Genomic DNA, 25,275 nt, shown 5'->3' with positions numbered 1-25,275 from the left:
GTGATACCCAGCGAGCAGTGGAGTGAGCTCGTCCATAGCCTTCCGCGCCGCGTGCGGCTGCGATCCCGGGCGATCGTGGGTCACCGCGATGCGTGCCTGCGGCTTGCGGAGAAGCTCGCGATGATGGATCCGAGCTGCGAGCGCGTGGAGGTGCGTCCGTGGACGGGCTCGGTCATCGTGGAGCGCGAGGAGGGGACGCTCGACGCCGAGGCGGTGCGCGCGATGCTGGAGCGGATCGTGGCCGAGGAGCGCGACGAGCAGGGCCGTAAGCTGACGGAGATCGGCCATGACGCCCTGCCAGGCCCGACGCGCGTGGCGAAGGCCGTGGCGCACGCGTTCGCGGAGATCAACGGCGACGTGCGGAGCGCGCTCGATCATCGCGCGGATCTCGGGACGCTGATGCCGGTGCTGTTCTTCTCGCTCGGCATGGTCGAGATCGGCGTGACGCGGAAGCTGCCGGCGCCGGCCTGGTTCAACCTGGTGTGGTGGTCGATCCGGTCGTTCATGACGTTCAACGCCGGAGCGGTGGAGCAGGAGGGGAAGGCGGTGGCCGCCGACGGAGGGCTGGACTAGCGGCAAGGGCATGCGCTTCGCGTCCCCTGCGCTCGCATGCCTCGCGCTTCTCCTCCCCGCCTGCGGATCCCGCGCCGAATCCCAGCCTCTCGTCATCGACCCGCTCCCCCCGCGCCGCGGCCGCTCCTCCGTGCCCGTCGTCGCTTCTGCCTCCGCCTCCGCGCCGACCTCCGCGGCCGCGAGCGCTCCTCTGCCCGTGCCCGATCCCGAGGCCACGCGCCTCTTCCTCGAGCGTTACGCCGCGCCGACGCTCCCGCTCCTCACCGACGTCAAGCCTTCGCGTGTCCTCGGGCTCGCCTTCGATGGCTCGGTGCGCGGTGAAACGGATGGCATGTCCACGGAGGGACCTCGGTTCGGCGTGACGCTCGCCGAGGGACAGCGCGCGACGGTGCCCGTCTCGTATCCGGTCGGCGCTTGCGTCACCGTCGTCGCGCAGGGCGGCATCGGCGTCGTCGAGGTCGACCTCTTCCTCACCACGGGCGAGCCTGCGCCCGTGAAGATCGTCGCGCAGGATGCGCGCGCGGGGGCGACGGCCGTCATCGGCGGCAAGGACGACTGCTTCAGCTTCTTCGAACCCTTCGTCGGCAACCTCTCGGTCATCGTGCGCAAGGGCTCCGGCATGGTCCTCGTCCAGCAGTTCCGACCCGTCACGCGTGAGCGTTGAGACGAACGATTTCACGCAACTCGCGGACGCATGACGTCGATGGACGTGCGTGCCTCCCTCCATCGTCCTCACGCCCGATGCGCCCGCGTATCCCGCCGTCCTCCGTGCCCTCGCCACGCCCGAACGCGCCCCGCCGACCTTGTACCTGCGCGGCGCTCTTCCCAGCTTGCCCGGCGTCGCCGTCGTCGGTCGCCGCGCGGCCAGCGCCGACGCTCGTGCTTTCACCCGCGCGCTCGTCCGCGACCTCGTCTCTGCCGGCTTCGCGATCTGGTCTGGCGGCGCGTTCGGCATCGATGCGGCTGCGCACGAGGCCACGCTCGAAGCTGGCGGCCTGACCGTCGTCGTCACCGGCGCTGGACTCGACTGCCCGTACCCCCTCGAACATGTGCCCCTCTTCGATCGTGTCCTCGCCGCGGGTGGCGCGCTCCTCTCGCGCTTGCCCGATGCGAGCCCTCCGCGACCTCAGCATTTCCTTGCGCGAAACCACGTCCTCGCCGCGCTCACGCTCGCGACCGTCGTCGTCGAGGCCGGCTTCAAGAGCGGCGCTCGTTCGGCGGCTGCGGCGGCGCGCAAGCTCGGCCGTCCGCTCGGCGTCGTCCCGCATCCTCCATGGTCCGAGGCTGGCGCGGGCTGCGCGGAGGAGCTAGCCATGGGGGCCCGTGCGGTCACCTGTGCGGCGGACGTCCTCGGCGCCGTGGGCCACGGCCCCTCTCCTCGCCGCAAGCGCACGGAGACGGAGCCGAGGCCTCCTGTCCGGGACCTCCCCCTCCCGTTCGGGGGGACCTTCGGCCCTCTCGAAAAAGCCGTTCTTGGTGTTTTGGGGGACACCCCAACGCACCTGGACGTGATCTGCGATACGGTCGGAGCGCCTCTTCCTGCGGTCGCTGGGGCGCTCTTGACGTTGACACTACAGGCCGTAGTAGTAGAGGGCCCCGCCGGCTCCTACCGGCGGGGTAAGCGCTAGATGGGCCCACCTGTTCGTCCTGCGAGCAGAGCGGGCCCACGGGTTTTTCCCCTCGTCCTCACGCAATTTGCTCGATCAGAAGGTGGTGATGGCCAAGACGCTCGTCATCGTGGAGTCGCCGGCCAAGGCGAAGACGATCAAGAAGTACCTCGGCTCGGGGTACGACGTCGTCGCCTCCAAGGGGCATTTGAAGGATCTGCCCAAGAACCAGAACGCCGTCGACGTCGCGAACGACTTCACCGAGAAGTACGAGGTCATCGTCGGGAAGGAGAAAGTCCTCCAGGAGCTGAAGGACGCGGCCAAGAAGGTGGACGCGGTGCTCCTGGCGACCGACCCTGATCGCGAGGGCGAGGCGATCGCTTGGCACATCCTCGAGGAGATCCAGGACGACAAGCTCCGGGTCGAGCGCGTGGAGTTCCACGAGATCACGAAGAAGGGCGTCGACCACGGCGTCCAGCACCCGCGGCCGCTCGACATCAACCTCTACGACGCCCAGCGCGCTCGCCGCGTGCTCGATCGCATCGTCGGCTACGACGTCTCCGCGCTCGTCTGGTCGAAGCTCGCCTTCGGCCTGTCCGCCGGCCGCGTGCAGTCGGTCGCGTTGCGGCTGATCGTCGACCGCGAGCGTGAGATCGAGGCGTTCGTCCCCGAGGAGTACTGGAACGTCTCCGCGGGCCTCTCGGCGCCGAGCGGCGCGGCCTTCGTGGCCAAGCTCGCCGCGGCCGAGGGCGAGAAGATCGAGGTGAAGAACGGCGAGACGGCGGCCCTCGTGCGCGCCGATCTGGAGAGCGCGAGCTGCAAGGTCGCGAAGGTCACGCGCCGCGAGCAGAAGCGCAACCCGCCCGCGCCGTACACGACCTCGAAGCTCCAGCAGGACGCGACGAACATCCTGCATTTCGGCACGAAGCGCACGATGCAGGTCGCGCAGGGGCTCTACGAAGGCGTCGACCTCAAGCAGGACGGCGGCCCGGTCGGCCTCATCACCTACATCCGTACCGACTCGACGCGCGTCAGCGACGACGCCATCGCCGAGGTGCGCCAGGCGATCGAGAAGCGGTACGGCAAGTCGTTCGTGCCGGACAAACCGAACGTCTACAAGTCCAAGAAGAACGCGCAGGACGCGCACGAGGCGATCCGGCCGACGGACGTCAACATCCACCCGGACTCGGTCAAGAAGCACCTCAAGGACGAGCAGTACAAGCTGTACAAGCTCATCTGGAACCGCTTCGTCGCCTCGCAGATGACGCCCGCCGTCTACGATCGGACGACGGTCGAGATCCAGGCAGAGCCCACGCGCGGCGATGCGTCTCGCAAGTCGTACATGCTCCGCTCGACCGGGCGCGTGCTCAAGGACAAGGGCTGGCTCGAGGTCACCGAGGGGCAGCGTGATTTCGCGGGCGAGGAAGAGGCAGGGGCGGACGGCGAGGCCCCGGAGCCCACGGCCGCGGCCAAGGCCGCGCCGGTCGAGGAGGACAGCGACGCGCTCCTGCCCGAGATGAACGAGGGCGACGTCATCCGCCTGGCGACGCCGCCCGGCGTGGTGACGGAGCAGAAGTTCACGCAGCCGCCGCCGCGCTACAACGAAGGCTCGCTCGTGCGTGAGCTCGAGAAGCGCGGCATCGGCCGGCCTTCGACGTACGCCGAGATCATCAGCAAGGTGCAGCAGCGGGCGTACGTGGAGAAGCTCTCCGGCGGCGCGTTCCAGCCGACGCAGCTCGGCAAGTTCGTGGTCGAGGGCCTCGTGCGCTCGAACCTCGACTTCATGGATCCGAACTTCACCGCGCAGATGGAGGAGGAGCTCGACGAGGTCGGCGCCGGCAAGATCAAGCGCGAGCAGCTCCTCAAGCGGTTCTACAAGCGCTTCCGCCAGCAGCTCGAGCCGGCGAAGAAGCTCGCCTCGTGGAAGCCGCCGTCGGAGAAGACGGGCATCCCCTGCGAGGAGTGCGGCGAAGGGGAGATGATCAAGAAGTGGGGCAAGAACGGCTACTTCTTGAGCTGCAGCCGCTACCCCAAGTGCAAGGCCACGCGCGACCTCTCGAACAGCGCGCAGGCCGTGCGCGAGACGGACATCACCTGCGACAAGTGCGGCAAGCCCATGGTGATCCGCACCGGCCGCTACGGTGACTTCCTCTCCTGCACGGGCTACCCGGCCTGCAAGAACGCGCGCCCCGTGCCCCTCGGCGTCGCTTGCCCGCAGTGCGGCGGCGACATCATCGAGGTCCGGCCGCGCAAGAAGGGCGGGCGCACGTTCTACGGCTGCTCGAACTTCAACGCCGAGCAGAAGTGCGACTTCAAGCTGTGGGCGAAGCCCATCGCCACCCCGTGCCCGACCTGCGGCGCCAAGTTCCTGACCCGCACGGCCGGCAAGAAGCCGATGCTCGTCTGCGCGACGAAGGACTGCGGCTTCAAGCAAGAGGTGCCCGAGGAGGACGAGGCGGCCCTCGCCGGCGCCGCGCCGGAGGGCGCCGCGGGCGACGACGCGGAAGGCGGATCGGCCGAAGCCGACGCGCCGTCCGAGCCCAAGGCCGCACCGAAGGCGAAGGCCGAGCCCAAGCCCTCACCCAGCGCACCGAAGGCCGAAGCGAAGCCCAAGGCCGCGGCGAAGACCGCCGAGAAGAAGGGCGCCACGAAGACGGCGTCGAAGTCGAAGAGCAACGGCCGCGCCTCGGCCTAATCACCCCCTCCCTCCGCCAAGGCGCGCCCGTTCGTCGCGGCGCGCCGCTCCTTCCCCGACACCATGACCGAAGCTCGCTCCCACGACGTCACCATCGTCGGCGCCGGCCTTGCCGGCTGCGAGGCCGCCTTCCAGCTCGCCGAGCGTGGCCATCACGTGCGCCTGCTCGAGATGAAGCCCGCGCGCCGCACACCCGCGCAGACGAGCGATTTCTTCGCCGAGCTCGTCTGTTCGAACTCGCTGCGCGGCGCGGCGCTCGCGAACGCCGTCGGCTTGCTGAAGGAGGAGCTGCGGCGTGTCGGCTCGCTCCTCATGCGCGTCGCCGATCGCACGGCCGTGCCCGCGGGCGGCGCGCTCGCTGTGGATCGCGAGCTCTTCGGCGCCGAGATGACGAAGACCATGCGCGAGCATCCGCGCATCACGGTCGAGACCGGCGAGGTCACCGAGATCCCGAAAGATCGCCCCGTCATCCTCGCGACCGGCCCGCTCACGGCGGACGCGCTCGCCTCTGCGATCGCCGAGGCCGTCGGCACGAAGCACCTCGCGTACTACGACGCGATCGCGCCGATCCTGAGCGCCGAGTCGATCAACTGGTCGAAGGTCTGGAAGCAGTCGCGCTGGGGCAAGGGCACGGCCGAGCGCGCCCAGGAGCCCGGCCGCAAGATGATGGCCGAGGACGCCGAAGAGAGCGGCGACGAGGCGTACGTCAACTGCCCGTTCGACGAGGAGACGTATCGCGCGTTCGTCGCGGCGCTCGTCGCGGCGGAGAAGGTCGCGCCGCGCGAGTTCGAGGACGTGCGTTACTTCGAGGGCTGCTTGCCTTGCGAGGTCATGGCCGAGCGCGGCGAGCGCACGCTCGCGTACGGGCCGATGAAGCCCGTCGGGCTCGTCGATCCGCGCACGGGAAGGCGGCCGTACGCCGTGATCCAGCTCCGGCCCGAGGACGCGGCCGCGACGGCGTACAACATGGTCGGCTTTCAGACGCGCATGAAGTACCCCGAGCAGCTCCGCGTCTTCCGCATGGTGCCGGGGCTCGAAGAGGTGGAGTTTCTGCGGTTCGGCTCGGTGCATCGCAACACGTTCGTCGACGCACCGCGCGTGCTCGGTCCGGGCATGGAGATGCGCGCGATGCCGGGCGTCTTCCTCGCGGGGCAGGTCGCGGGCGTCGAGGGCTACGTGGAGAGCGCGGCGGCGGGCTTCGTCTGCGCGGTGCTCCTCGCGCAGAGGCTCGCGGGCAAACCGCTCTTGCCGCCGCCGAAGACGACGGCGCTCGGCGGCATCGTCACGCACCTCGGCCGCGAACAACCCTCGTATCAGCCCTCGAACATCACGTGGGCGCACATGCCGCCGCTCGAAGGCACGAAGTCGAAGCTCACGAAGCGCGCGCGTTACGAGGCGATGGCCGAGCGCGCGCTCGTCGATCTCGAGCCCTGGAAAAACGCAGCGCTCTGATCGCGCCCCGATCACGCCTGGGCATACGCGCATTTCGCGTGGGCGTACGCGTGTATCGTCCGGGCGTATCGTCGTTTCGGCTGGGCATATTCGCGCCATTCAACGAGGGCGAACCACCGTTCGACCCCTTAGACGAAAAACCGAGGGATTTTCGTGGAATGGCGGGTTCATCCGGGAAATGCCGTCGGGGCTCTGGCATTCTACGTCCGGTGATCCGGAACCTCCTGAATCGATAACACTGGCACAACCGACAGACAGGCGGCGTCGACCCGCGTAGTGTCGTTTCTCGTCGCGGTCGCGGCGAATCGGAAATGCGCAGGTGGCGCGTTTCTGCGCACTTCGGGTGCGTCTCGGCAGGCGTTTTCTCGCCCCGGACGGCCATCGCGGCTTCTTCTCGGAGGGGACTTCAATGTTGAACGTGGAGCAGGCGATCGCCGAGGTCGCGGGCGTGTATCAATCGCTCACCGGGCGTGCCATCAAGCCGGGACGTTACGAGCTTCCGCCGGAGGTGGATCCCGCGGCGCAGGCCGAGAACAATTATCGGCAGTTCAAGGCGCTCCTCGAGCAGAAGGCGCGCGCCTCGGCGGAGCCGCGCGGCAAGGGTGAGCCGGCATTCGCGCCTCCGGTCGACGTCGTCGAGCTCGAGCGCGAGGTGCGCGTGATGGTGGATGTCCCCGGCGTGACGCGCGAACAGCTCGCCGTGTCGATCACGGGCGACGCGCTCACGATTCGCGGCGAGCGCGGCGTAGTGCGGTCCGCGGCGGGCATGATGCGGCTCGAGGAGCGGCGCAAGGGGCCGATGCTCCGGACGATCGCGCTGCCGCCGCGGGCGCGGCGCGATGGGATCGAGGCGACGCTGCGGGAAGGCGTCCTCACGATCGTGATTCCCACGGACGGCCATGGGAACGACGTGACCGAGGTCCCGATCGACGTGAAATGAAGCTTTGGGGTGCGGCGCATTCGCGCATCGCGCACCCGGCAAGAATTTCTGGCGCAGAGCGCTGGAAAGGTAGTGCCGCGCCGGGGCATAGGGCCCCGGGGCGGAGCTTGTGCACGAGCCCTGATTCAAGGGGGGTACGACCATGGATCCCAAGACCTACGAGATCAACAACCTCCGCATCCTCAACGATTATCTCGCCCAGACGTGCGAGGTGCTGGCGCGCACGCAGCGGATCAGCCTGAATCGCGACTTCAACCGCGAGATGGCCGGCCTCTCCCATACCCCGTTCGCCACGACGCCCTTCGGGTTCGGCGTGCCGGTGCAGGGCATGGATCCCCGGACCGTGGATTACACGGTCGGCCTCGGCCACACGCCGTACGGCGTGTATCCGTACAACTACGCGATGCAGTCGGTCCCGACGTGGACCGGCCCGCAGCACGTGGGCGGCCTGCCGACCAGCATCGACCCGTTCTTCGCCCAGCGCAGCGGGCTGAGCCACACAACGGGCACGCCGTGGACGGGCTGGAACCCCCTCGCGGCCGAGATCGTGCGTCAGAGGGAGATCGCTCGTCAGCAGTACGAAGCGATGTGCCGCTCCTTCGGCTTCTGATCGAATGCCATTGAGACGGGAGACGGGCCCTCCTCGGCCGGTCTCCCGGCGCGTCTCCACGCGCCATTGAGCCCAGGCCGCCGTCGCCTTTCGCGTGACGGCGGCCGAGGCCTTTTTTGTTTTCGCCGTTGCGGGCCGGGTCATGGCCTTGGCTGCACGCCGCGGCTCGGAATGGATTCAAACCAGCTCGGGGAAAATCGTCTCGAGGACCTCGTCGAGCGTCCGCGCGAAGACGACCATGTGCTCGGCGATCTTGCGCGGCACCCGCTCGGCGTGCGTCACGTCGTCCCGGTTTTGCGCCGGGAGCACGATCCGCGACAGGCGACGCTCGTAGGCACCCTCGATCTTCGCGTCGACGTCGCCGATGCGGCCGAGCGACAGGACGTCGTGCGCGTCGCAGATCACCGCGCCGGAGAATGCGACGTCGGCCGGCGCGGAGAATCCGAGCATCACGCTCGCGAAGGCGACGGCGATCGGCAGGCCGGCGCTGTCGCCGGACGAGGGCTCGTCGTCTTTCGTGAAACGGAGGAGAAATCGGCGATCGTCGAGCTCGGGATCGACGCGGTGGGGATAACGGGCCCGGACGAAGGCGCGCACGGCCTGGAAGATGGAGACCGCGCGGGCGCGGAGGTCCGGCGCGACCGAGCCGAGGACGTCTTTTTCGTCGAGGCCGCCGCGACCCCGTTTCGTGCGACGGCTGTCGACCCAGAGCTCGTGAATCACGCCGCGCACTTCGCCGCCGCGTCGCAATGCAGCGGCGGCGAGCACGTACGGTCGCGGCGTGTGCACGGCGTTTGCGAGGGCGAGCGCGTGGGCCTCGTATCGCATTTTCGCCTCGAGCTCGCCTTTCGCCTCGGCCACGCGCGCGAGCGCGAGCACGGCCGCGCGATCCTCCGGATGTGCTTTTCGCCGCGCCCGGAGCACGGAGGCCGCCTCCGCGAGCCGCTCCGGCGATCCGAGCGTCTCACGAGCATCCTCCATATTCGCGTCCTCGTGCCCGAGCAGCCGCGTCAGCGCCGCGGCGTCCGGCCGTTCGAGCCCCGCGACCCCGCGCCGCCGCGCCAAACGCGCGCGCTCGCGCTCCCCGAGCGCTTCCAGCGCATCCGCATGATAAAGCAGATCGACGGCCGTGGTTCGTCCTTCTCGATCGAGCTCCGCGTACATCGCCTCGGCGCGCGCCGGTTCGCCGGCCCAGAGCGAGAGCGCGGCGGCGCGCCTGCGGTGCTCGGGGCGCTTTCGATCCCGGATTCGATCGAAGAGGTGCTGGACGGCGCGATGTCCAAAGGGCAAGACGGACAAACCTTCCGGCGGTACGTAAGCCGTCGGCAGAGCGCGCGCTGCCTCCCGCAGCGAGAGCACGTGCATGCGGCGGCGAAATACTTCCAGATAACGCGCCTCGAACAGCTCCGCGAGGCGCGCGTGCCCGAGTTTGCCCACGAGCCGGGCGATGCGCCGGAGGAGCGACGGGCGCCGCGTGACGAGGTAAGCATAACGCACGGCCCGGAGCGCGCGGCGGATACGCTCGGGCGTCCCTTCGCGTTCGTAGAGGAGTGACAGGCAAAGCAATCGCTCCACGTCGCTCGCGAGCCCCGGCTCGTCGGCGAGGCGCTCCAGCGTGGTGATCGCGCCCCGCACGTCCTGCGCCTGCTCCAGCAAAAAAGCGCGCTCCAGCATCGCGAGCTTGTACACGCTGCGCGCCTCGGTGCGCGCCCGCGCCGCGACCCGATCCACGATGCGCAGCGCCCCCTGCAAATTGCCCCCGAACGCCACGCGAAACGCGTGCTCGAGTTCGGACAAACCCGTCGTCGCGCCCGCCTCGGGCGTGACGTGTGGCCCCCGGGCCGATGGTGACTCCTCGCGCAAGCTCGCCTCGAAGAGCCGCCCGAGCGTCGCCAGCGCCGAAGGCTCGCCGCCCGCGCGGGCGGCCATTTCGGTGTGCAGCGTGATCGCCGCGCCGAGCTCGCCGCGCGCGTGGTGGAGCGCCGCGAGCAGCCCCAGCGCCGCCTCGTCGTCGGGCGCGAGCGCGAGCGCCGCGTGCGCCTCCACCTCGGCGCGATCCCAGAGCCGCGCCTCGAACGATAGACGCGCGACCACGATGTGCGCCTCGGCGCGCCGCCGGAGCGGCTCTTTGCGCGCGCGCCGCGGCGGATCCACGAGCTCCATTTCGAGCAGGTGGCCGAGCTGGCGCAAGAGCTCGTCGTCGAGGCCTTCGGAGGCCAGGGCGGCGTCGAGCACTCCTGCCTCGCCGGGCTCCGAAGGGGGACCGGCTGCCTGGTGTTTGTCCCGCGACATCCCGCTTTCAGCGCTCGTGGCTCGTCATGGACGCGCCGATCACGCCGTATGCATCCTGGGCCCCGAGGGCACCTTCCGGGGCTCGTTTCCGCGCTCCGCGACGCGCGGCTTTTCGAGGGCGTGGTCGATCGCGGCCAGCAAGGTTTGCTCCGACGAACCCTTGGGCACCCACCCCACGCCGAGCTGGGTGAGCCGATCCTCGAGGGTTCGCGAAATGGGCCCGCTCGTGACCACGGCGGGCACGCCGAGCGACGCCGCGTCGAGGATCAGGCGAAAGCCTCCTTGCGAATGCCCCGACAAACCCAGATCCGCGACGACGAGATCGGGGTGCCGCACGAGCAAAGCTTCGAGTGCGGTGGGGACGCAGGAGGCTTCGAGTGCGACCGCGGGCGCATATTTCTCGACGAGGAGAGCGCCGATGAGGCGCCTGCGGGTCGCGTCGTCGTCGGCGACGAGGATGCGCCGCACGTCTTTCGTCGAGCCTTCGCGGTTCTTTGAAAGTCCCGGTCGGATACCAGAAGCAGAACGCATGGCCCCCCCTGCGAGCTTGCCGAATGCCGAGTACGCCACGCACCGGGCAGCCTTGCCATCGGGGGGCGCGGTCAAGGGGGGTCGGGGCGAGCCCGAACGCGTGAGATTGCAGCGCGGGCGAATGCGGCGCGAAAACGCGTCTTATGCCGCCCGCCGCGAGAGCGCCTCGTCCAGAATCGCGAGGCAGCCTTCCAGCGAATCGCACGCATTCAACGCGCGCCGAAGGGCCGCCGCGCCCGGCAGCCCGTGCAGATACCCCGCGAGGTGCCTTCGGGTCACGTGCACCCCGTGCGGCTCGCCGCGCGCCTCCGTGTTCATCACGAGGTGCTTCTTGCAGAGCGCGATCCGCTCCTCGGGCGTCGGCGGATCGATGAGCCGACCCTCTTCGAGCAGCGCCTTCGCCTCGCGGAAGATCCACGGGTGCTCGATCGCCCGCCGGCCCACCATCACGCCCTCGCAGCCCGTCTCCGCGAGCGCGCGCTGCGCGTCCTCTGCGCTCTTGATGTCGCCGTTCACGATCACCGGAATGCCGACCACGCTCTTCGCGCGCGCCGCCCAGGTCCAGTCCGCCGCGCCCGAATGGCCCATCTGCGCCGTCCGGCAATGAATGGTCAACGCCGACACGCCCGCGCCTTCCAGCCGCTTCGCGAGCTCCACGATCGGCATCTCCGACTCCGGGCCCCAGCCGATCCGCGTCTTCACCGTCACCGGCATGGACACGCGGCGCACGACCATCGCGGCCATCTCCACCATCGCCGTCGGGTTCCTGAGCCAGCCCGCGCCCGCGCCGCGGCCCGCGATCTTCGGCACCCAGCAGCCGCAGTTGATGTCGACGAACGATGGGCCCGCCGCCGCGGCGATCTCGGCGGCCTCGGCGAGGCGATCCGGATCCGAGCCGTAGATCTGGATGGCGGTCGGCTGATCGTCGGCGCCGAGCGTGATCTTGCGGCGCGCGTTGCGGCAGCCGCGCAAGAGGCCCTCGACGTTGACGAACTCCGTCACGCAGAGCTCGGCGCCGAGCTCGCGGCAGAGCTTGCGGAAGACGGCGTCGGAGACGTCCTCCATCGGCGCGAGGATCACGGGCCGGGACGAGAAGAGCTTCTGGAAAAGCGTTCGATCGGGCGACACGGGGTTTCTCGAAGGGGGAGGTTAGAGCATGCGGCAGACGGACGCGCCAGCGATCCGGGCGTGATTGCGGGTAGACTCACCGCCCCATGGAGAAACTCCACCCCTTCCCGCTTCTGCTCGGTCTCCTTGCCACCGGCTGCGGCTCCACCGCCGTCCCCGAGCCGAGCGCGCCCTCGCTCCTCTCGAGCGCCTCGTACGGGAGCGCTTCCTCGTTCTCCGCGCCGAGCGGCCCCTCGATCCCGAGCCATGGCGACGCGCGTGGCAGCCTCGTCGTGCGACCGGACCTCGCGTGTGTTCCTTTCGTCCTGCGCGTCGAGCTCGCCGAGCCGAAAGCTGGGCTCGATCTCCTGGAGAAGGCCACGCTCGCCCTCAAAGAGCGCTTCGGGGCGACCACGGGAGGCACGGCCACGATCGCCATGCTCGGCGCGAACACCACGATGGCCCCTGATTACTCGAAGTCGAAGGACGACAACCCTCCGCCGGCGCGCTTCATCGTGACCGTGGACGGCGCCGTCGAGGTCCCGCTCGCCGCGGAGGCGGGTTACTGGGCGCGCGCGAAGATCGTCGCGGGGCTCGTCGAGGCCTCGAAGAAGCGTGACGCGCTCGTGCCTTCGACAGGCGTTGGCGCCCCCGAGATCGAGGCCGCCTTCGGCTCGCCCGAGCTCAAGCTCCGCGACCCCGAGTCGTTCCGGCCCGAGCTCGTCAAGCGCTGGGTCGAGCGCGCGCGCGCCTTCGCCCGTGTCGCCGAGTCGCAGACCGCGCCGCTCCACCTCGTCTCGTGCGAGCCGCCGAATGCCATCACGCAGACGCCCATCTCCCTCGAGCAGGTCGGCCTCGCGCTCCCCGTCTCCTGCCGCATCGACGTGGCCCCGCCCGCCCGCTGAAGCCAACCCCGCGGCGCCATCGTCCTGCGTGGCTCACTCTGGCGCAGCGTATTCCCCGCAAATCGCTGCAATTCGGTCGGCATCGCTTTTGCTGAACCCGCCCGCACCTTGGCTTGCTTTTCTTAAGGCTCCTGCCCGAGAGGAGATCTTCCCCATGCGCTTCGGCTTCGTTGTCCCGGCCCTCGCGGCCACGCTTCTTGCTTTTCTTACTTCCACCAACGAAGCCGCGGCGTGTGGGGGGTGCTTCGTGCCGCCGAGCCAGAGCACGGTCGTCTCGGCGCACCGCATGGCGCTCTCGATCTCGCCGAAGCAGACCGTGCTCTGGGATCAGATCCAGTACGACGGCGATCCCGAGAGCTTCGCGTGGGTCTTGCCGGTCAAGCCGGGCGCGGTGATCGAAGTCTCCACCGACGCCTGGTTCGACACGCTCGACGCCGCGACGACCACGCAGATCTTCCAGGCGCCCGTCGACTGCGGCAACGGGAGCAGCAGCTTCGGCTGCGGCGATGCGCTCGCGGGACGCTCGTTCTCGGCCTCGGAGGATGGCAGCAACGGCGGAGGCGGACCGAGCGTCACGGTCGTGCACCGCGGCACCGTGGGCCCGTATCAGACCGTCACGCTGAGCACGGACACGCCTGGCGCGCTGAACACCTGGCTCGAGGGCGCGGGTTACGACATCGATCCCTCGACGCAGCCGGTGATCGACGCCTACGTCGCGGAGAAGTTCGACTTCATCGCGATCAAGCTCCTGCCGGGCAAGGACGTGAAGGCGATGACGCCCGTGCGTATCGTGCAGCCGGGCGCGAGCCCCACGCTGCCCTTGCGCATGGTGGCGATCGGCAGCGGCGCGAACGTCGCGATCACGCTCTTCATGATCACCGAGGGCCGCTGGGAGGCGAAGAACTTCGGCAACGTCGTCACGCCCGTCGACCTGCTCTCGTGGGACTTCAAGACGCAGGCGTCGAACTACGGCGAGCTCCGCACGAAGGTGCTCGCACAGAACGGCGGTGCGTCGTGGCTCACGGCGTTCGCGTTCGAGGGCGGCCTGCTCGCGCAGCTCCCCGGCCTCTTCAGCTTCCAGGGCTTCCGCACGTACACGACCGCGGGCAACGGGAGCTTCGCCGACTCGATCGCGGCGGCGTACGTGCAGCAAGGTCTCGCGAACGGCGAGGCGACGGACGGCTCGTGCTCGGAGTCCTTCGCGAGCGTCGGCAAGAGCAGCCTCATGGTCTCGAACCCGTGCCCCGCGGGCGTGCCGCTCGACGATCCGTCCTGCGGCGGGGTCGCGCCGGGCGAGATCGACGCGCGCACGCTGGCCTGCGGCGCGCTCGACGACCTCGCCGTCGCGCTGAACGGCCTGCATCCGAAGGACGTTTGGCTCACGCGGCTCGAAGCGAACCTGCCGCGCGCGGCGCTCGCGAACGATCTCGTGCTCCAGCCCGCGGCCTCGCAAGAGACCGTGGACAACATGCAGCAGGCTCGCATCGGCACGAACGTCGACGTGTTCTGCGGCGACGGCTCGGCCGCTCCGGTCCCGGGCGGCGGCAAGAAGACCGGCGGCGACGGTCGTGGCCCGCTCGTCGTCGCGTTCGGCATGGCGCTCGCCGCGATCGCCGCGGCGGCGCGCCGGCGGCTCGGCGTCACGAGGGCCTGAGCGCCTCTCTTTTCGATATGCTAGGCGCGAGAGCGCCATGGCAACCGTCCGCCCCTTCTCGTCCCCACCCCCGATAAACCTCGTCAAACGCATCGCGATCGCGGCCGTCGGGCTCGTGATCCTCGCGATCGCCCTCTCGTCGTGCGTCACGCGTGTCGACGCGGGGCACGTCGGCATCAAGGTCAAGCTCGCGGGCGACGAGCGCGGCGTCGACAAGAGCCCCACGGTGCAGGGCTGGGTGTTCTTCAACCCGCTCACCGAGCAGATCATCCTGTTCCCGACCAGCGTGCAGAACATCGTCTGGACGAAGGATCCGCACGAGGGCAACGCGCGCGACAGCTCGATCACGTTCTCCTCGCAGGAGGGCGTGAACATCAACGCGGACGTCGGGCTCTCGTTCCACATCGAGCCCACGCTCGCGCCCAAGCTTTACGGGCGGTTCCGCAAGTCGGACCTGATGGACCTCGCGAACGGCTACGTGCGCAACGCGATGCGCGAGAGCTTCAACATGCAGGCCTCGCAGATGCCGGTGCAGGAGATCTACGGCGCGGGCAAAGGCAAGCTCGTGGAGAACGTCGCGAAGCGCATGCAGGAGCAGCTCGGTCCGGACGGGTTCGTGATCGATCAGCTCACGATCAACGGCGCGCTGCGATTGCCGGAGAACGTGGCGAACGCGATCAACCGGGCCATGGAGGCGACGCAGCAGGCGATCCAGGCCGAGAACCGGGTGCGTCAGGTGCGCGCGGAGGCGGAGCAGGCGATCACGCAGGCCGAGGGCCAAGCCAAGGCGGCGCGTGCGCGGGCGCAGGGCGAGGCGGACGCGAAGCTCATCACGGCCAAGGCCGAGGCGAGGTCGAACCTGATCCTCAAGTACTCGATGACGCCGTCGGTGTTGCAATACCGCGCGCTCGAGCGCTGGAACGGCAGGCTGCCCGTGATGAACGGCGGCGGCGCGATGCCGATGCTCACGTTCGACGCGTCGAAGCTCGGCAAGGGCGGCGACGACGACGAGAAGAAGCTGCTCGAGCTGCTCGGTCAGGAAGAAGAGATGGAGCGCAAGGACGCCGAGCGCGCGAAGGCCGAGCAGGCCGAGAAGGCCGACGCCGCGAAGGCGCCGTCGTCAGCGCCGTCGTCGTCAGCGCCGCCGGCCGAGCAACCGAAGCCCTGATCGGCTTCTTGCCCCCTCTCCCGCCAGGGAGAGGGGGTTGGGGGTGAGGGAGTCGAACTACAAACGCACGTCGAGATGCGTGCGCTTCTTCAGCTCGTCGAGCCACTTGCGCTTGGCCTTCTCGAGGATCTCCGTCTGCAGGCGCTGCACCATCTCGCCCTTCGCCGCCTCGTACGTCGTGTATCGGGAGGGCTGGCGCGAGACGAGCTTCATGATCACGAGGCCCTTCTCCATCTCGACCACGTCGCTCACCTGACCGGGTTCGAGCGGCAGCACCGCGTTCTCGAACACGGGCGCGAGCGCCGGGCGCTGGCCCTGCTGGGCCTGCGGCGAGCCCGCCGGGGCGCGGATCCCGAGATCGCCGCCCGTGTCGCGCGTGTTCGCCTCGTCCGAGTAGGCGCGCGCGAGCGCCGCGAAGTCCTCGCCGGCCCGGGCCCGCGAAACGAGCTCGGCCGCGAGCTTCTTCCGCTCGGCGATCGCCTCCGGGCTCGATCCCGGCATGACCTGCAGCACGATCCACGACGCGCGGTAGTCGCGGCGCTTGCGCTCCTCGCGCAGCGTGCGCTCGTACATCGCCTTCACGTCGTCCTCGGTGATGCGCACGCGCCCCTTCACGCGGAGCTGCAGCATCTTGCCTTCGAGGATCTGCCGCCGGATCTCGTCGCGGTATTCCTGCTCCGTCAGGCCCGAGCGCGCCTTCGCCTCGCGGAAGAGCTCGGCCGACGTGATGCCCTGGGCGCTCGCGATGTTGCGGAAGGCGTTCTCGACCTCGTCGGGCGTGACCGTGATCCCCGCGCGCTCGGCGGCCTGCGCTTCGAGCCTCTGATCGATCATCACCTCGAGCGTGTCCTTGAAGACCTGCGATTCCGCGGCCGCTTGCTCGGCGCCGGGGCGCACGCGCTGCTGGACCTGCAGGAGGAAGGGCTTGGCGCGGGCGCGGAGATCGGAGAGCAGGATCGGGTCGTCGCCGACGACCGCGACGATTCGCTCGACCACGATGGCTTCGGCCGGCTGCTGGGCGAGGGCGGCGGCGAGCACGAGACCAAGAGCGACGAGCCTTTGACGAGAGCGCATGCTGGGCACGACGTAGCACAAGAGCGGCCGCGGGTCCGCGGGCGAATCACCCGAGAGCGTCCGTCCCCGTTGCGGCAGCCGTCGCCCTGGTTTATTGCGCCGCCATGCGCGAGTTCCCGAAGCCCACTGCGGGCGAAGCGATCACGATGTCCGCGTCCGGCCAGCTCCAGGTGCCGGACCAACCCATCATCCCGTTCATCGAAGGCGATGGCACCGGCCCCGACATCTGGCGGGCGAGCCAGCGCGTGCTCGATGCGGCCGTGGAGAAGGCGTACGGCGGCAAGAGGAAGATCGCCTGGTACGAGGTGTACGCGGGCGAGAAGGCGTTCAACACGTTCGGCGAGTGGCTCCCCCAGGGCACGGTGGAGGCGTATCGCCAGTACCTCGTGGGCATCAAGGGCCCGCTGACGACCCCGATCGGCAAGGGCATCCGTTCGTTGAACGTGGCCCTGCGGCAGATGCTCGACCTTTACGTCTGCCTGCGCCCGGTGCGCTGGTACAAGGGCGTTCCTTCGCCGGTGAAGGATCCGGGCGCGGTCGACATGGTGATCTTCCGCGAGAACACGGAGGACATCTACGCCGGCATCGAGTGGGAGGCCGAGAGCCCCGAGGCGAAGAAGGTGATCGACTTCCTCCAGAAGGAAATGGGGGTGAAGAAGATCCGCTTCCCGGGGACGAGCGGCATCGGCATCAAGCCGGTGAGCCGCGAGGGCACCGAGCGCCTCGTGCGTGCGGCGATCGAGTACGCGCTCCGGTACAACCGGAAGAGCGTCACGTTCGTGCACAAGGGCAACATCATGAAGTTCACGGAAGGCGCGTTCAAGGCGTGGGGTTATGCCCTCGCGCAGCACGACTTCCGCGACAAGGTGGTGACCGAGCGCGAGACGTGGATCCTCGGGAACAAGGAGAAGAACCCGGAGCTCACGGTCGAGCAGAACGCCAAGGAGATCGAGCCCGGCTACGACATGGCGCCGGCGGACATGCAGGCCGAGTTCCGCGCCGAGGTCGAGGAGGCGCTCAAGCTCTGGGACACGCACGGCAACGGCAAGTGGAAGAAGATGCTCCGCGTCAAGGATTCGATCGCGGACATCACGCTGCAGCAGGTGCTGACGCGGCCGCGTGATTTCGACGTGATCGCGACGTTGAACCTCAACGGCGATTACCTGTCGGACGCGCTCGCGGCGCAGATCGGCGGCATCGGCATCGCGCCGGGCGGCAACATCAACTACGTGACGGGCCACGCGGTCTTCGAGGCCACGCACGGCACGGCGCCGAAGTACGCGAACCTCGACAAGGTGAACCCGGGCTCGGTCATCCTCTCGGGCGAGATGATGCTGCGGCACATGGGCTGGGTCGAGGCCGCGGAGCTCATCAACAAGGGCATGGACGGCGCGATCGGCGCGAAGACCGTGACCTACGACTTCGCTCGCCTCATGGAGGGCGCGAAGGAAGTGAAGTGCTCCGAGTTCGGTGACGCGATCATCGCGCACATGGGCTGAGAGCACGTAGGCGCCTCGCATCGAAGGCGCGCCGGACGGCCGCAGGACAACCCCCTGCGGCCGTTCGTCTTCCTTGACATGCAACCAAACGGTTGCATATTCTCTCCACGCCATGAGCATGGACCGGGTCTTCAAGGCGCTCGCCGACAAGAGCCGTCGCCGGCTTCTGGACCTTTTGCACGCGGAGAATGGGCGCACGCTCGGGGAGCTCTGCGAGCACCTCGACATGACGCGCCAGGCGGTGACGAAGCATTTGCTCGTCCTCGAAGAGGCGAACCTCGTCACGGTCGTCTGGCGCGGGCGGGAGAAGCTCCATTACCTGAATCCCGTGCCCCTGCACGAGATCTACGAGCGCTGGATCGGCAAATTCGAGCAGCAGCGCCTGCGCGCGCTGCACGACCTCAAGACGAAGCTGGAGGATTCATGAGCAAGCCCGAGTTCGTGTACGTGACGTACATCCAGACGACGCCCGAGAGGGTCTGGAATGCGCTGATCGACGGCGAAGCGACGAAGCTCTACTGGGGCCGGAGCAAGAACGTCTCGGACTGGAAGGTCGGCTCGGAATGGTCGCACCAGGATTACGACGACGGGACGGTGAAGGTCGCCGGCGCGGTCCTCGAATCCGATCCGCCGCGGCGCCTCGTCGTCACGTGGGGAGGATTCAATCCACCGACGAAAGCCTCGGTCGTCACCTTCGAGATCCAGGAGGTCTTCGGCGCCGTGCGGCTCACCGTCACGCACGCCGGCCTCGACACCGATTCGGAGCAATACGGGCGCCTGACCGCGGGCTGGCCGGCCATTCTTTCGAGCCTGAAGACGCTGCTCGAGACCGGGCAACCCATGCCCATGACGACGCGCCGCTGGGGCGGCTGAATCAGGCGAGGGCCCGGTGCAGCTCGCGCTCGGCCTGCGCCGCGTCCGCGCGGGAAAACCCTCCGAAAACATGACGATCGGGCCGCACGATCGCGAGCGCGGCCTCGTACCGGACAAACCATCGTTCGAGCGCGCCGTCCTCGTCGACGAGCGCGCCTTCGTGGCCCTCGCTCCCCGCGGGAAGGACCCGGAAAAACCGCGCCCCGAGCCTCTCCCAGAAAGGTTCGTCTCGGACCACCTCGCGTGGATCCATTCCGAAACCGAGCACGGCGAATCCCATCCCGAGCGCGTCGTCGAGCCGGATACGCGCGCCCGCGGCGTCACGCACGAACGGCTGCGGGAAATACGTCCCTTCCGGGTAACGCGGGGCCACGCCCGGGGCGCCGTCGAACCGCCCGCGCCGGCGCCGCCCGCCTCGCATCATTCCCTCGTCGCACACGGGCTTCGGCTTGAACTCCATGTTCCGGATGAATCGGCGCACCCGTCCGACCCGATCGAGCCCGCGAAACACGGCGTCTCGCACCGCCGCCGCGCGCGCGTCGCGCACCAGAAAGACGTGCCCGAGCCGGATGCTGATTTCGGTCATCGCGAGCAGGTGCGGCCGCCGCTCCTGTTCGTACGTATCGAGCAGCCGCTCGCTCGCGCGCCCCGAGGCGCAAAGCGCGAGCTTCCACGCGAGGTTCGCCGCGTCCCGGAGCCCCGACACGAGCCCTTGCCCCATGAACGGCGGCATCGTGTGCGCCGCGTCTCCCAGGAGGAAAACCCGGCCTTTGCGCCATTGCGCCGCTGTCTTCGCCTCGAACGTGTACACGCTCGCTCGCTGAATTCTGATCTTCGCGGGATCCACGTACGGCGCGATCAGCCGCGCGACCGACTCGGGCTTTTCGATGGATTCGCGCGTCTCGCCCGCCTGCAGCATGAATTCCAGGCGGCACTGGTTCTCCGTCCCGCGCGCCACGAAGCCTGGCCGCGCCGGGTCGCAGACGAAACGCGCGAGCGGCATCGTGTCCGGGATCTCGTCCATCACGCCGGAAATGGCGATCCACGGCTCCTCGTACCTTCGGCCCTCGTAAGGGATGCCCGAGAGCTTGCGAACCGTGCTCTTGCGCCCGTCGCATCCGAGCACGTAACGCGCCCGCACTTCGTGGCTTTCTCCGCTCGGAGCCCGCACCCGGAGCCGCGTCCGCTCCGCGTCCTCGTCGATCGCGAGGACCTCGTGCCCGAGATACGAAGACACGTTCGCGAATCGCGCGAGCCCGCGCCGTAAAATGGCCTCCAGCGTGGGCTGGTCAAAGAAGTTCAGCGCCGGAAAACCATTGCCGAAATCGAGCCCGCGGAAGACGAGCTTCGCGAAGGCGCGCCCGCTTCCGTCGGTGAACTCGGCCTCCGGGCAGGCGTACATCGTCTGCGCGAGCTCGCGATCGAGCCCGGCCTGCTGATAGACACGCATCGCCTCGTCGTCGCAGGAGAATGCGCGCGGGGTGCCGTGGGGCGTGGTCTCGCGTTCGAGCACGGCCACGCGGAGCCCGTACCTGCCGAGCAAATTGGCCATCAGCGTGCCCACGGGGCCCGCCCCCACGATCGCGACGTCGACGTCTTCGAGCATGCCCGAGTATCGCGGTCACCGGAAGGCGCGGCAACCGGAGAGAGCTTCCCGACGGAAACGTGATCAAAAATAGAATGCGCGAATGCGATCCACCACGAGCTCTTGCTGCTCCGCCGTCAACGTCGGCGAAATGGGCAGCGAGAGCACCTCGCGGCAGGCGCGCTCGGTCTCCGGGAAATCACCCGCGTGGTGGCCGAGGTGCGCGAAACAAGGCTGGAGGTGCAGCGGGACCGGGTAGTAGACGGCGGTGCCGATCCCGGCGGATTCGAGGAAGGCGCGGAGCTCGTCGCGACGAACGGCGCGAATCGTGAATTGGTGGTAGACGTGGCGGCCCTCGGGATCGTCCTCGGCGGGGCGGACGAATGCGGAGAGGCCCGCTTCGGCGAAGAGGGCACGATATCGATCCGCGATGGCGCGTCGCGCCTCGGTCCAGCCTTCGAGGTAGGGCAGTTTGGCGCGTAAAACCGCGGCCTGGATCGCGTCGAGGCGGCTGTTCATGCCGACCTCGTCGTGCCGGTACATCTTCTCGCCGCCGTGCGTGCGGAGGCGGCGGACCCGGACGGCTTTTTCGGGGTCGTTCGTCAGGACGAGCCCGCCGTCGCCGAACGCCCCGAGGTTCTTGCTCGGGAAAAACGAGAGGCAGCCGAACGTGCCGATCGTGCCGGCCGCGCGCCCGCCCCGCCGCGCGTCGATCGCCTGCGCCGCGTCCTCGACGACGGCGACGCCACGCGCGCGCGCCTCGTCGAGCCAGGCTTCCATCCGCGCGACGCGGCCGTAGAGGTGCACGGGCACGATCGCGCGCGTGCGCGGGCCGAGCGCCGCGAGCACGCGCGTCGGATCGAGGTTCCAAGAGTCGGGCTCGATGTCGACGAACACGGGACGCGCGCCGAGCCGCGCGATCGCGCCGGCGGTCGCGAAGAACGTGAACGGCGTGGTCACGACCTCGTCGCCCGGGCCCACACCCGAAGCGATGAGCGAGAGCAGGAGCGCGTCGCTGCCCGAGGCCACGCCGATCGCGTGCGCGGCGCCGAGGCGCGTGGCGATCGCCTCTTCGAAGAGGCGAACCTCTTCTCCGAGGACGAACGCCTGCGCCTCGACGACGCGGGCGATGGCCTGATCGATCTCTTCGCGGATCGCGCGATGGAGCGCGCGCAAATCGAGGAGCGGGACCTTGGTGTCCCGCCTGGGGACGTTCACGTGGCCGGCGTGTTCTTCACGACGTCGGTGATGCCCTGCACGCTCTTCGCGCTCTTCGCGAGCATCGCCTTCTCGTCGTCCGTCAGCTTGATCTCGAGGATCTTCTCGACGCCGCGGCCGCCGATGATGACGGGCACGCCCATGAAGAGGTCCTTGTAGCCGTACTCGCCGTCGAGGTAGACGGCGCTCGGCAGGAGGCGCTTCTGGTCGAGGAGGAACGCCTCGGCCATCGCGACCGCGGCCGAAGCCGGCGCGTAGTAGGCGCTCGTGCCCATGAGCTTGACGATCTCGCCGCCGCCCGTGCGCGTGCGGGCGATGATCGCGTCGAGCTTCTCGCGCGAGATGAGCTCGGTCGCGGCGACGCCGTTGATCGTGGTCGCGCTGAGCACGGGGACCATGTCGTCGCCGTGGCCGCCGAGCACCATGGCGCGGACGTCCTTGATGCTGACGTTGGCCTCGCGCGCGAGGAAGAGCTGGAAGCGCGCGCTGTCGAGCACGCCGGCCATGCCGACGACGCGCTCGCGGGGCAGGCCCGTGGCGCGCTTGAGCTCGTAGACCATCGCGTCGAGCGGGTTCGAGATGACGATCACGAACGCGTCCGGACAGTGCTCCTTCACGCCCGCCGCGACGCTGCGGATGATGGGCAGGTTCGTCGCGACGAGGTCGTCGCGGCTCTGGCCGGGCTTGCGCGGGATGCCCGCGGTGACGATCACGACGTCGGCGCCGGCGCAGTCCTTCCAGTCGCTCGTGCCGGTGATCTTCGCGTCGTAGCCGATGACGCTCGAGTTCTGCTCGAGATCGAGGGCCTTGCCCTTGGCGAAGTCGGTCTTCGCCGGGATGTCGAAGAGGACGATGTCGCCGAGCTCCTTGCGGGCGCAGAGCGCCGCGAGCTCGCCGCCGATGTTGCCGGCCCCGATGAGTGCGATCTTCTTCCGAGTGCTCATGCGCGGCCCTTTAGCACCCCGACGAGCTGAAAAGAACCGGCTTGCTGCGCCGCGCAAATCTTGCGCTAAGGTCCGGGCGCCATGGTTCCCGAAGACACCCTCAAGAGAGCGCTCCGGACGACCCTCGACCACACGGATTTCGGGGCGCTCGGCGCGAAATACGAGGGGAAAGTCCGGGACAATTACACCACGGGCGATGGACGGCGCTTCCTCGTGGCCACGGACCGCATCAGCGCGTTCGACCGCGTCCTCGGCACGTTGCCGCTGAAGGGGCAGGTCCTGAACCTGCTCGCGGCGCACTGGTTCGAGGCGACCAAGCACATCGCGCCGAACCACGTGATCTCCGTGCCCGATCCGAACGTGGTCGAGGCCGTCGAGTGCACGCCGCTGCCCGTGGAGATGGTCGTGCGCGCGTACGTCACGGGCGTGACCTCGACGAGCATCTGGACCCACTACGCCCGCGGCGAGCGCGTTTTCTGCGGCCACCGCTTGCCGGACGGGCTGCACAAGAACGACCGCTTGCCCGCGCCGATCCTGACGCCGAGCACGAAGGCGCCGAAGGGCGGGCACGACGTGTCGGCGTCGCGCGAGGAGATCCTCGCCGAGGGCGTGATCAGCGCGCGGGACTTCGACGAGGCGGCCGAGATGGTGATGGCGCTCTTCGCGTTCGGGCAGAAGCGCTGCGAGGAGCGCGGGCTCATCCTGGTCGACACGAAGTACGAGCTCGGCAAGACGAAGGACGGGCGGATCGTGGTGATCGACGAGATCCACACGCCGGACTCGTCCCGCTTCTGGTTTGCCCGGACGTACGACGAGCGCCGCGCGCGGGGCGAGGAGCCGGAGTCGTTCGACAAGGAGTACGTGCGCCGCTGGCTCGCGGGCACGGGCTTCACGGGCGATGGGCCGATTCCTACGATCCCGGACGAAGTGCGCGTCGAGGCGGCGCGGCGTTACATCGAGGCGTTCGAGACGATCACGGGGCAGGCGTTCGTGCCGGACCTCGAGGATCCGCACGTGCGGATCCGGCGGAACTTGAAGATCGCGGGCTAGAGCGCCGAACAGTTCGGCGCTCTGCGAGATCGCGAAGCGAGCTCGCCTCGGGGGGTGAATCGGCCGGGCTCCGCCTGGCCGAGAGGGGGACGCGAGGCGTCCCCCTCGGGACAAAAGAAGCCTGGAACATCGAGCGGTTGTCAAACCGATCCATGTTCTAGGCGTTCGAGCGCTCCTCGTGCGGCGGGGGCGGGGACCAGAGGAGCCACGCGACGCAGCCTGGGAGGACCCAGGCGCCGACCGCGAGGAACGGGATCGTGTAGCCGCCCGTGATGTCGATGAGCCGGCCGAGGGCCGGGCTCGCGACGATGAGCGCGATCGACTGCGCGGCTGCGCAGACGCCGCTCGCCGCGGAGGCGATCGAGGGCGGTACACGCGTGAGCATGTCCGCGGTGAGCATGGCGAAGACCCCGCCGCCGCCGGCCAAGCCGAGCCCGCCGAGCACCATCGACTCGACCGGCGTGCGCCCGAACGCCGTCAGCGCGAGCATGACGTGGAGCGCGATCCCGATCGCGAAGAGCGGACGATCCGGCGCGCCGCCCACGCGCGCTCGGCCTCGCACGCTGGCGAAGTGACCAAAGAGGATCGCCCCGGCGTCGTAGAGGACGAGCGGGATGATGAGGTAGGGGCCCACCTTCGCCTGTGGGATGCCGTGCCCGGCGGCGAGATACTTGGAGCTCCAATTGAGCAGGAAACCGGTCGCCGGCGCCGACGCCATGATCGCGAGCGCCGCGCGCAGCACCGCGGGGTGCGTCATGACCGACCGTGCATGCGGGCGATTCGCAGAAGGCGCGTGTTCGGCGTCGAGCACCTCGCGCGCCGGGCTCCGCCACGCGAGCAGGATCCAGAGCGGCACCCACGCGAGCCCCACGAGCGCCGTGCCGAGGAACGCGATCCGCAGGCCCCAGTTCTTCTCCAGGAACGGCGCGAGCTGCGGCGCGACGATGGCACCGAGCGAGCTGCCCGTGAACAGGAAACCGAAGCCGCGCGCGCGATCGGCCGCCGGGAGCACGCGCTGGATGGTCTGCGCGGCGCCCGGAAACGAAGGCGATTCGGTGAGGCCGAGCGCGACGCGCAAAACGAGCAGGCCCGTGAAGCTCGGCGCGAGCGCGTGCGCGGCGGCGACGAACGACCACGCGACCACGGCGCCGAGCAGGCCTCGGCGCGCGCCGAGGTGATCGATGAGCCAGCCCGCGAACGGCGCGCCCACGAGGTAAGCGACCGAGAAGGCCGAGACGAGCCATCCGTACTGTGTGTCCGAGAGATCGAAGACCTTCGAGACGGCGGGCGCGAGCGCGGCGAGGGCCTGACGATCGACGTAGCTGACGGCCATCGTCAACGTCGCGGTCAAGGCGAGGGCCCAGGCATGAACCCGCGAGAGGGCAGGGGAGGCGAAGTAGCTCGGTGCGTTCGTCACGGGCGGCAGGATCCTCGCACGGATCACGCATCCTCGGGTGCTCTCATGGACGCGGCGCGCCCTCGCGAGTACACCCTCGAC

22 protein-coding genes are annotated in these 25,275 nt (G+C 69.1%); 14 read left to right on the top strand and 8 right to left on the bottom strand.

All coding sequences use genetic code 11. The features are described from left to right. The 7 genes from QHF84_RS14700 (at position 1) to QHF84_RS14670 (ending at position 7,877) form a co-directional block, all read left to right on the top strand. Entirely contained in the window at positions 1–573 is a 573-nt protein-coding gene (locus tag QHF84_RS14700) for an HMA2 domain-containing protein (RefSeq protein WP_281313912.1), read from the top strand. 10 nt (positions 574–583) lie between these two features. Then, a complete protein-coding gene (locus QHF84_RS14695) occupies positions 584–1,237 on the top strand; it encodes a hypothetical protein (protein WP_281313911.1) in 654 nt (217 codons plus the stop codon). A 49-nt stretch (positions 1,238–1,286) separates the two neighbouring features. Continuing rightward, positions 1,287–2,201, top strand: a complete 915-nt coding sequence (locus QHF84_RS14690) for a DNA-processing protein DprA (protein ID WP_281313910.1) — start codon at positions 1,287–1,289, stop codon at positions 2,199–2,201. An 88-nt stretch (positions 2,202–2,289) separates the two neighbouring features. Then, positions 2,290–4,875, top strand: coding sequence for a type I DNA topoisomerase (gene topA / locus QHF84_RS14685; protein ID WP_281313909.1), 2,586 nt, complete (start codon positions 2,290–2,292; stop codon positions 4,873–4,875). A 63-nt stretch (positions 4,876–4,938) separates the two neighbouring features. Continuing rightward, complete coding sequence (gene trmFO, locus QHF84_RS14680) at positions 4,939–6,327, top strand: methylenetetrahydrofolate--tRNA-(uracil(54)-C(5))-methyltransferase (FADH(2)-oxidizing) TrmFO (protein WP_281313908.1); 1,389 nt, start codon at positions 4,939–4,941, stop codon at positions 6,325–6,327. Positions 6,328–6,736: 409 nt separating this feature from the next. Beyond that, positions 6,737–7,267, top strand: coding sequence for an Hsp20/alpha crystallin family protein (locus tag QHF84_RS14675; RefSeq protein ID WP_281313907.1), 531 nt, complete (start codon positions 6,737–6,739; stop codon positions 7,265–7,267). A 142-nt stretch (positions 7,268–7,409) separates the two neighbouring features. Continuing rightward, positions 7,410–7,877 carry a hypothetical protein gene (locus tag QHF84_RS14670; RefSeq protein ID WP_281313906.1) on the top strand — a complete coding sequence of 156 codons (468 nt, stop codon included), beginning with the start codon at positions 7,410–7,412 and terminating at the stop codon, positions 7,875–7,877. Between the two features lie 177 nt (positions 7,878–8,054). Here the strand turns inward: QHF84_RS14670 and QHF84_RS14665 are convergent, their stop codons facing one another. The 3 genes from QHF84_RS14665 to dusB all read right to left on the bottom strand — a co-directional run bounded on the left by QHF84_RS14665 (position 8,055) and on the right by dusB (position 11,828). Then, positions 8,055–10,112: a S16 family serine protease gene (locus tag QHF84_RS14665; RefSeq protein ID WP_281313905.1), complete on the bottom strand. Its 2,058-nt coding sequence runs from the start codon at positions 10,110–10,112 to the stop codon at positions 8,055–8,057. Positions 10,113–10,208: 96 nt separating this feature from the next. Further along, positions 10,209–10,637, bottom strand: coding sequence for a response regulator (locus tag QHF84_RS14660; RefSeq protein ID WP_281313904.1), 429 nt, complete (start codon positions 10,635–10,637; stop codon positions 10,209–10,211). 204 nt (positions 10,638–10,841) lie between these two features. Continuing rightward, entirely contained in the window at positions 10,842–11,828 is a 987-nt protein-coding gene (gene dusB, locus QHF84_RS14655) for a tRNA dihydrouridine synthase DusB (protein WP_281313903.1), read from the bottom strand. Positions 11,829–11,914: 86 nt separating this feature from the next. Here dusB and QHF84_RS14650 point away from each other — a divergent pair, with 86 nt between their 5' ends. The 3 genes from QHF84_RS14650 (at position 11,915) to QHF84_RS14640 (ending at position 15,534) form a co-directional block, all read left to right on the top strand. After that, positions 11,915–12,712 (top strand): hypothetical protein, encoded by a 798-nt coding sequence (locus QHF84_RS14650; protein ID WP_281313902.1) that lies wholly within the window; start codon positions 11,915–11,917, stop codon positions 12,710–12,712. 154 nt (positions 12,713–12,866) lie between these two features. Beyond that, positions 12,867–14,366, top strand: a complete 1,500-nt coding sequence (locus QHF84_RS14645; protein ID WP_281313901.1) for a DUF2330 domain-containing protein — start codon at positions 12,867–12,869, stop codon at positions 14,364–14,366. Between the two features lie 37 nt (positions 14,367–14,403). Then, the gene (locus QHF84_RS14640; protein WP_281313900.1) at positions 14,404–15,534 is read left to right on the top strand and encodes a prohibitin family protein; all 1,131 of its coding nucleotides are present in this window, start codon (positions 14,404–14,406) and stop codon (positions 15,532–15,534) included. Between the two features lie 57 nt (positions 15,535–15,591). Here the strand turns inward: QHF84_RS14640 and QHF84_RS14635 are convergent, their stop codons facing one another. After that, the gene (locus QHF84_RS14635) at positions 15,592–16,608 is read right to left on the bottom strand and encodes a SurA N-terminal domain-containing protein (RefSeq protein ID WP_281313899.1); all 1,017 of its coding nucleotides are present in this window, start codon (positions 16,606–16,608) and stop codon (positions 15,592–15,594) included. A gap of 104 nt (positions 16,609–16,712) precedes the next feature. Here QHF84_RS14635 and icd point away from each other — a divergent pair, with 104 nt between their 5' ends. The 3 genes from icd to QHF84_RS14620 all read left to right on the top strand — a co-directional run bounded on the left by icd (position 16,713) and on the right by QHF84_RS14620 (position 18,980). Continuing rightward, the gene (gene icd / locus QHF84_RS14630) at positions 16,713–18,107 is read left to right on the top strand and encodes an NADP-dependent isocitrate dehydrogenase (RefSeq protein ID WP_281313898.1); all 1,395 of its coding nucleotides are present in this window, start codon (positions 16,713–16,715) and stop codon (positions 18,105–18,107) included. 112 nt (positions 18,108–18,219) lie between these two features. Beyond that, positions 18,220–18,534 carry a metalloregulator ArsR/SmtB family transcription factor gene (locus QHF84_RS14625; RefSeq protein WP_281313897.1) on the top strand — a complete coding sequence of 105 codons (315 nt, stop codon included), beginning with the start codon at positions 18,220–18,222 and terminating at the stop codon, positions 18,532–18,534. After that, on the top strand, positions 18,531–18,980 hold the full coding sequence (locus QHF84_RS14620) for an SRPBCC family protein (protein ID WP_281313896.1): 450 nt from the start codon (positions 18,531–18,533) through the stop codon (positions 18,978–18,980). Before QHF84_RS14625 ends, QHF84_RS14620 begins: the two co-directional genes overlap by 4 nt. Before the next feature lies 1 nt (position 18,981). On the opposite strand, the gene QHF84_RS14615 is transcribed toward QHF84_RS14620, so the two are convergent. The 3 genes from QHF84_RS14615 to mdh form a co-directional block, all read right to left on the bottom strand. Beyond that, positions 18,982–20,586 (bottom strand): bifunctional 3-(3-hydroxy-phenyl)propionate/3-hydroxycinnamic acid hydroxylase, encoded by a 1,605-nt coding sequence (locus QHF84_RS14615; RefSeq protein ID WP_281313895.1) that lies wholly within the window; start codon positions 20,584–20,586, stop codon positions 18,982–18,984. A 63-nt stretch (positions 20,587–20,649) separates the two neighbouring features. Then, complete coding sequence (locus QHF84_RS14610; protein WP_281313894.1) at positions 20,650–21,783, bottom strand: DegT/DnrJ/EryC1/StrS family aminotransferase; 1,134 nt, start codon at positions 21,781–21,783, stop codon at positions 20,650–20,652. Next, a complete protein-coding gene (gene mdh / locus QHF84_RS14605; protein WP_281313893.1) occupies positions 21,780–22,727 on the bottom strand; it encodes a malate dehydrogenase in 948 nt (315 codons plus the stop codon). Before mdh ends, QHF84_RS14610 begins: the two co-directional genes overlap by 4 nt. Positions 22,728–22,808: 81 nt before the next feature. Here mdh and QHF84_RS14600 point away from each other — a divergent pair, with 81 nt between their 5' ends. Continuing rightward, positions 22,809–23,777 (top strand): phosphoribosylaminoimidazolesuccinocarboxamide synthase, encoded by a 969-nt coding sequence (locus QHF84_RS14600; protein ID WP_281313892.1) that lies wholly within the window; start codon positions 22,809–22,811, stop codon positions 23,775–23,777. Between the two features lie 157 nt (positions 23,778–23,934). On the opposite strand, the gene QHF84_RS14595 is transcribed toward QHF84_RS14600, so the two are convergent. Beyond that, positions 23,935–25,221, bottom strand: a complete 1,287-nt coding sequence (locus QHF84_RS14595) for an MFS transporter (RefSeq protein ID WP_281313891.1) — start codon at positions 25,219–25,221, stop codon at positions 23,935–23,937. Positions 25,222–25,275: the final 54 nt, after the last annotated feature.

Origin of the sequence: Polyangium sp. y55x31 (assembly GCF_029946505.1) — a bacterium.
Taxonomy (GTDB): Bacteria; Myxococcota_A; Polyangia; order Polyangiales; family Polyangiaceae; genus Polyangium.
The sequence above is the reverse complement of the archived record's forward strand: the minus strand, read 5'-3'. Positions and strand labels throughout refer to the sequence as shown.

Bases quoted from the DNA above. Each gene is read 5' to 3' on its own strand.
- mdh (WP_281313893.1), bottom strand. From the start codon at position 22,727: ATGAGCACTCGGAAGAAGATCGCACTCATCGGGGCCGGCAACATCGGC.
- topA (WP_281313909.1), top strand. From the start codon at position 2,290: ATGGCCAAGACGCTCGTCATCGTGGAGTCGCCGGCCAAGGCGAAGACG.
- QHF84_RS14670 (WP_281313906.1), top strand. From the start codon at position 7,410: ATGGATCCCAAGACCTACGAGATCAACAACCTCCGCATCCTCAACGAT.
- QHF84_RS14675 (WP_281313907.1), top strand. From the start codon at position 6,737: ATGTTGAACGTGGAGCAGGCGATCGCCGAGGTCGCGGGCGTGTATCAA.
- QHF84_RS14620 (WP_281313896.1), top strand. From the start codon at position 18,531: ATGAGCAAGCCCGAGTTCGTGTACGTGACGTACATCCAGACGACGCCC.
- QHF84_RS14600 (WP_281313892.1), top strand. From the start codon at position 22,809: ATGGTTCCCGAAGACACCCTCAAGAGAGCGCTCCGGACGACCCTCGAC.
- QHF84_RS14650 (WP_281313902.1), top strand. From the start codon at position 11,915: ATGGAGAAACTCCACCCCTTCCCGCTTCTGCTCGGTCTCCTTGCCACC.
- icd (WP_281313898.1), top strand. From the start codon at position 16,713: ATGCGCGAGTTCCCGAAGCCCACTGCGGGCGAAGCGATCACGATGTCC.
- QHF84_RS14645 (WP_281313901.1), top strand. From the start codon at position 12,867: ATGCGCTTCGGCTTCGTTGTCCCGGCCCTCGCGGCCACGCTTCTTGCT.
- QHF84_RS14695 (WP_281313911.1), top strand. From the start codon at position 584: ATGCGCTTCGCGTCCCCTGCGCTCGCATGCCTCGCGCTTCTCCTCCCC.
- QHF84_RS14640 (WP_281313900.1), top strand. From the start codon at position 14,404: ATGGCAACCGTCCGCCCCTTCTCGTCCCCACCCCCGATAAACCTCGTC.
- QHF84_RS14635 (WP_281313899.1), bottom strand. From the start codon at position 16,608: ATGCGCTCTCGTCAAAGGCTCGTCGCTCTTGGTCTCGTGCTCGCCGCC.
- QHF84_RS14615 (WP_281313895.1), bottom strand. From the start codon at position 20,586: ATGCTCGAAGACGTCGACGTCGCGATCGTGGGGGCGGGCCCCGTGGGC.
- QHF84_RS14625 (WP_281313897.1), top strand. From the start codon at position 18,220: ATGAGCATGGACCGGGTCTTCAAGGCGCTCGCCGACAAGAGCCGTCGC.
- trmFO (WP_281313908.1), top strand. From the start codon at position 4,939: ATGACCGAAGCTCGCTCCCACGACGTCACCATCGTCGGCGCCGGCCTT.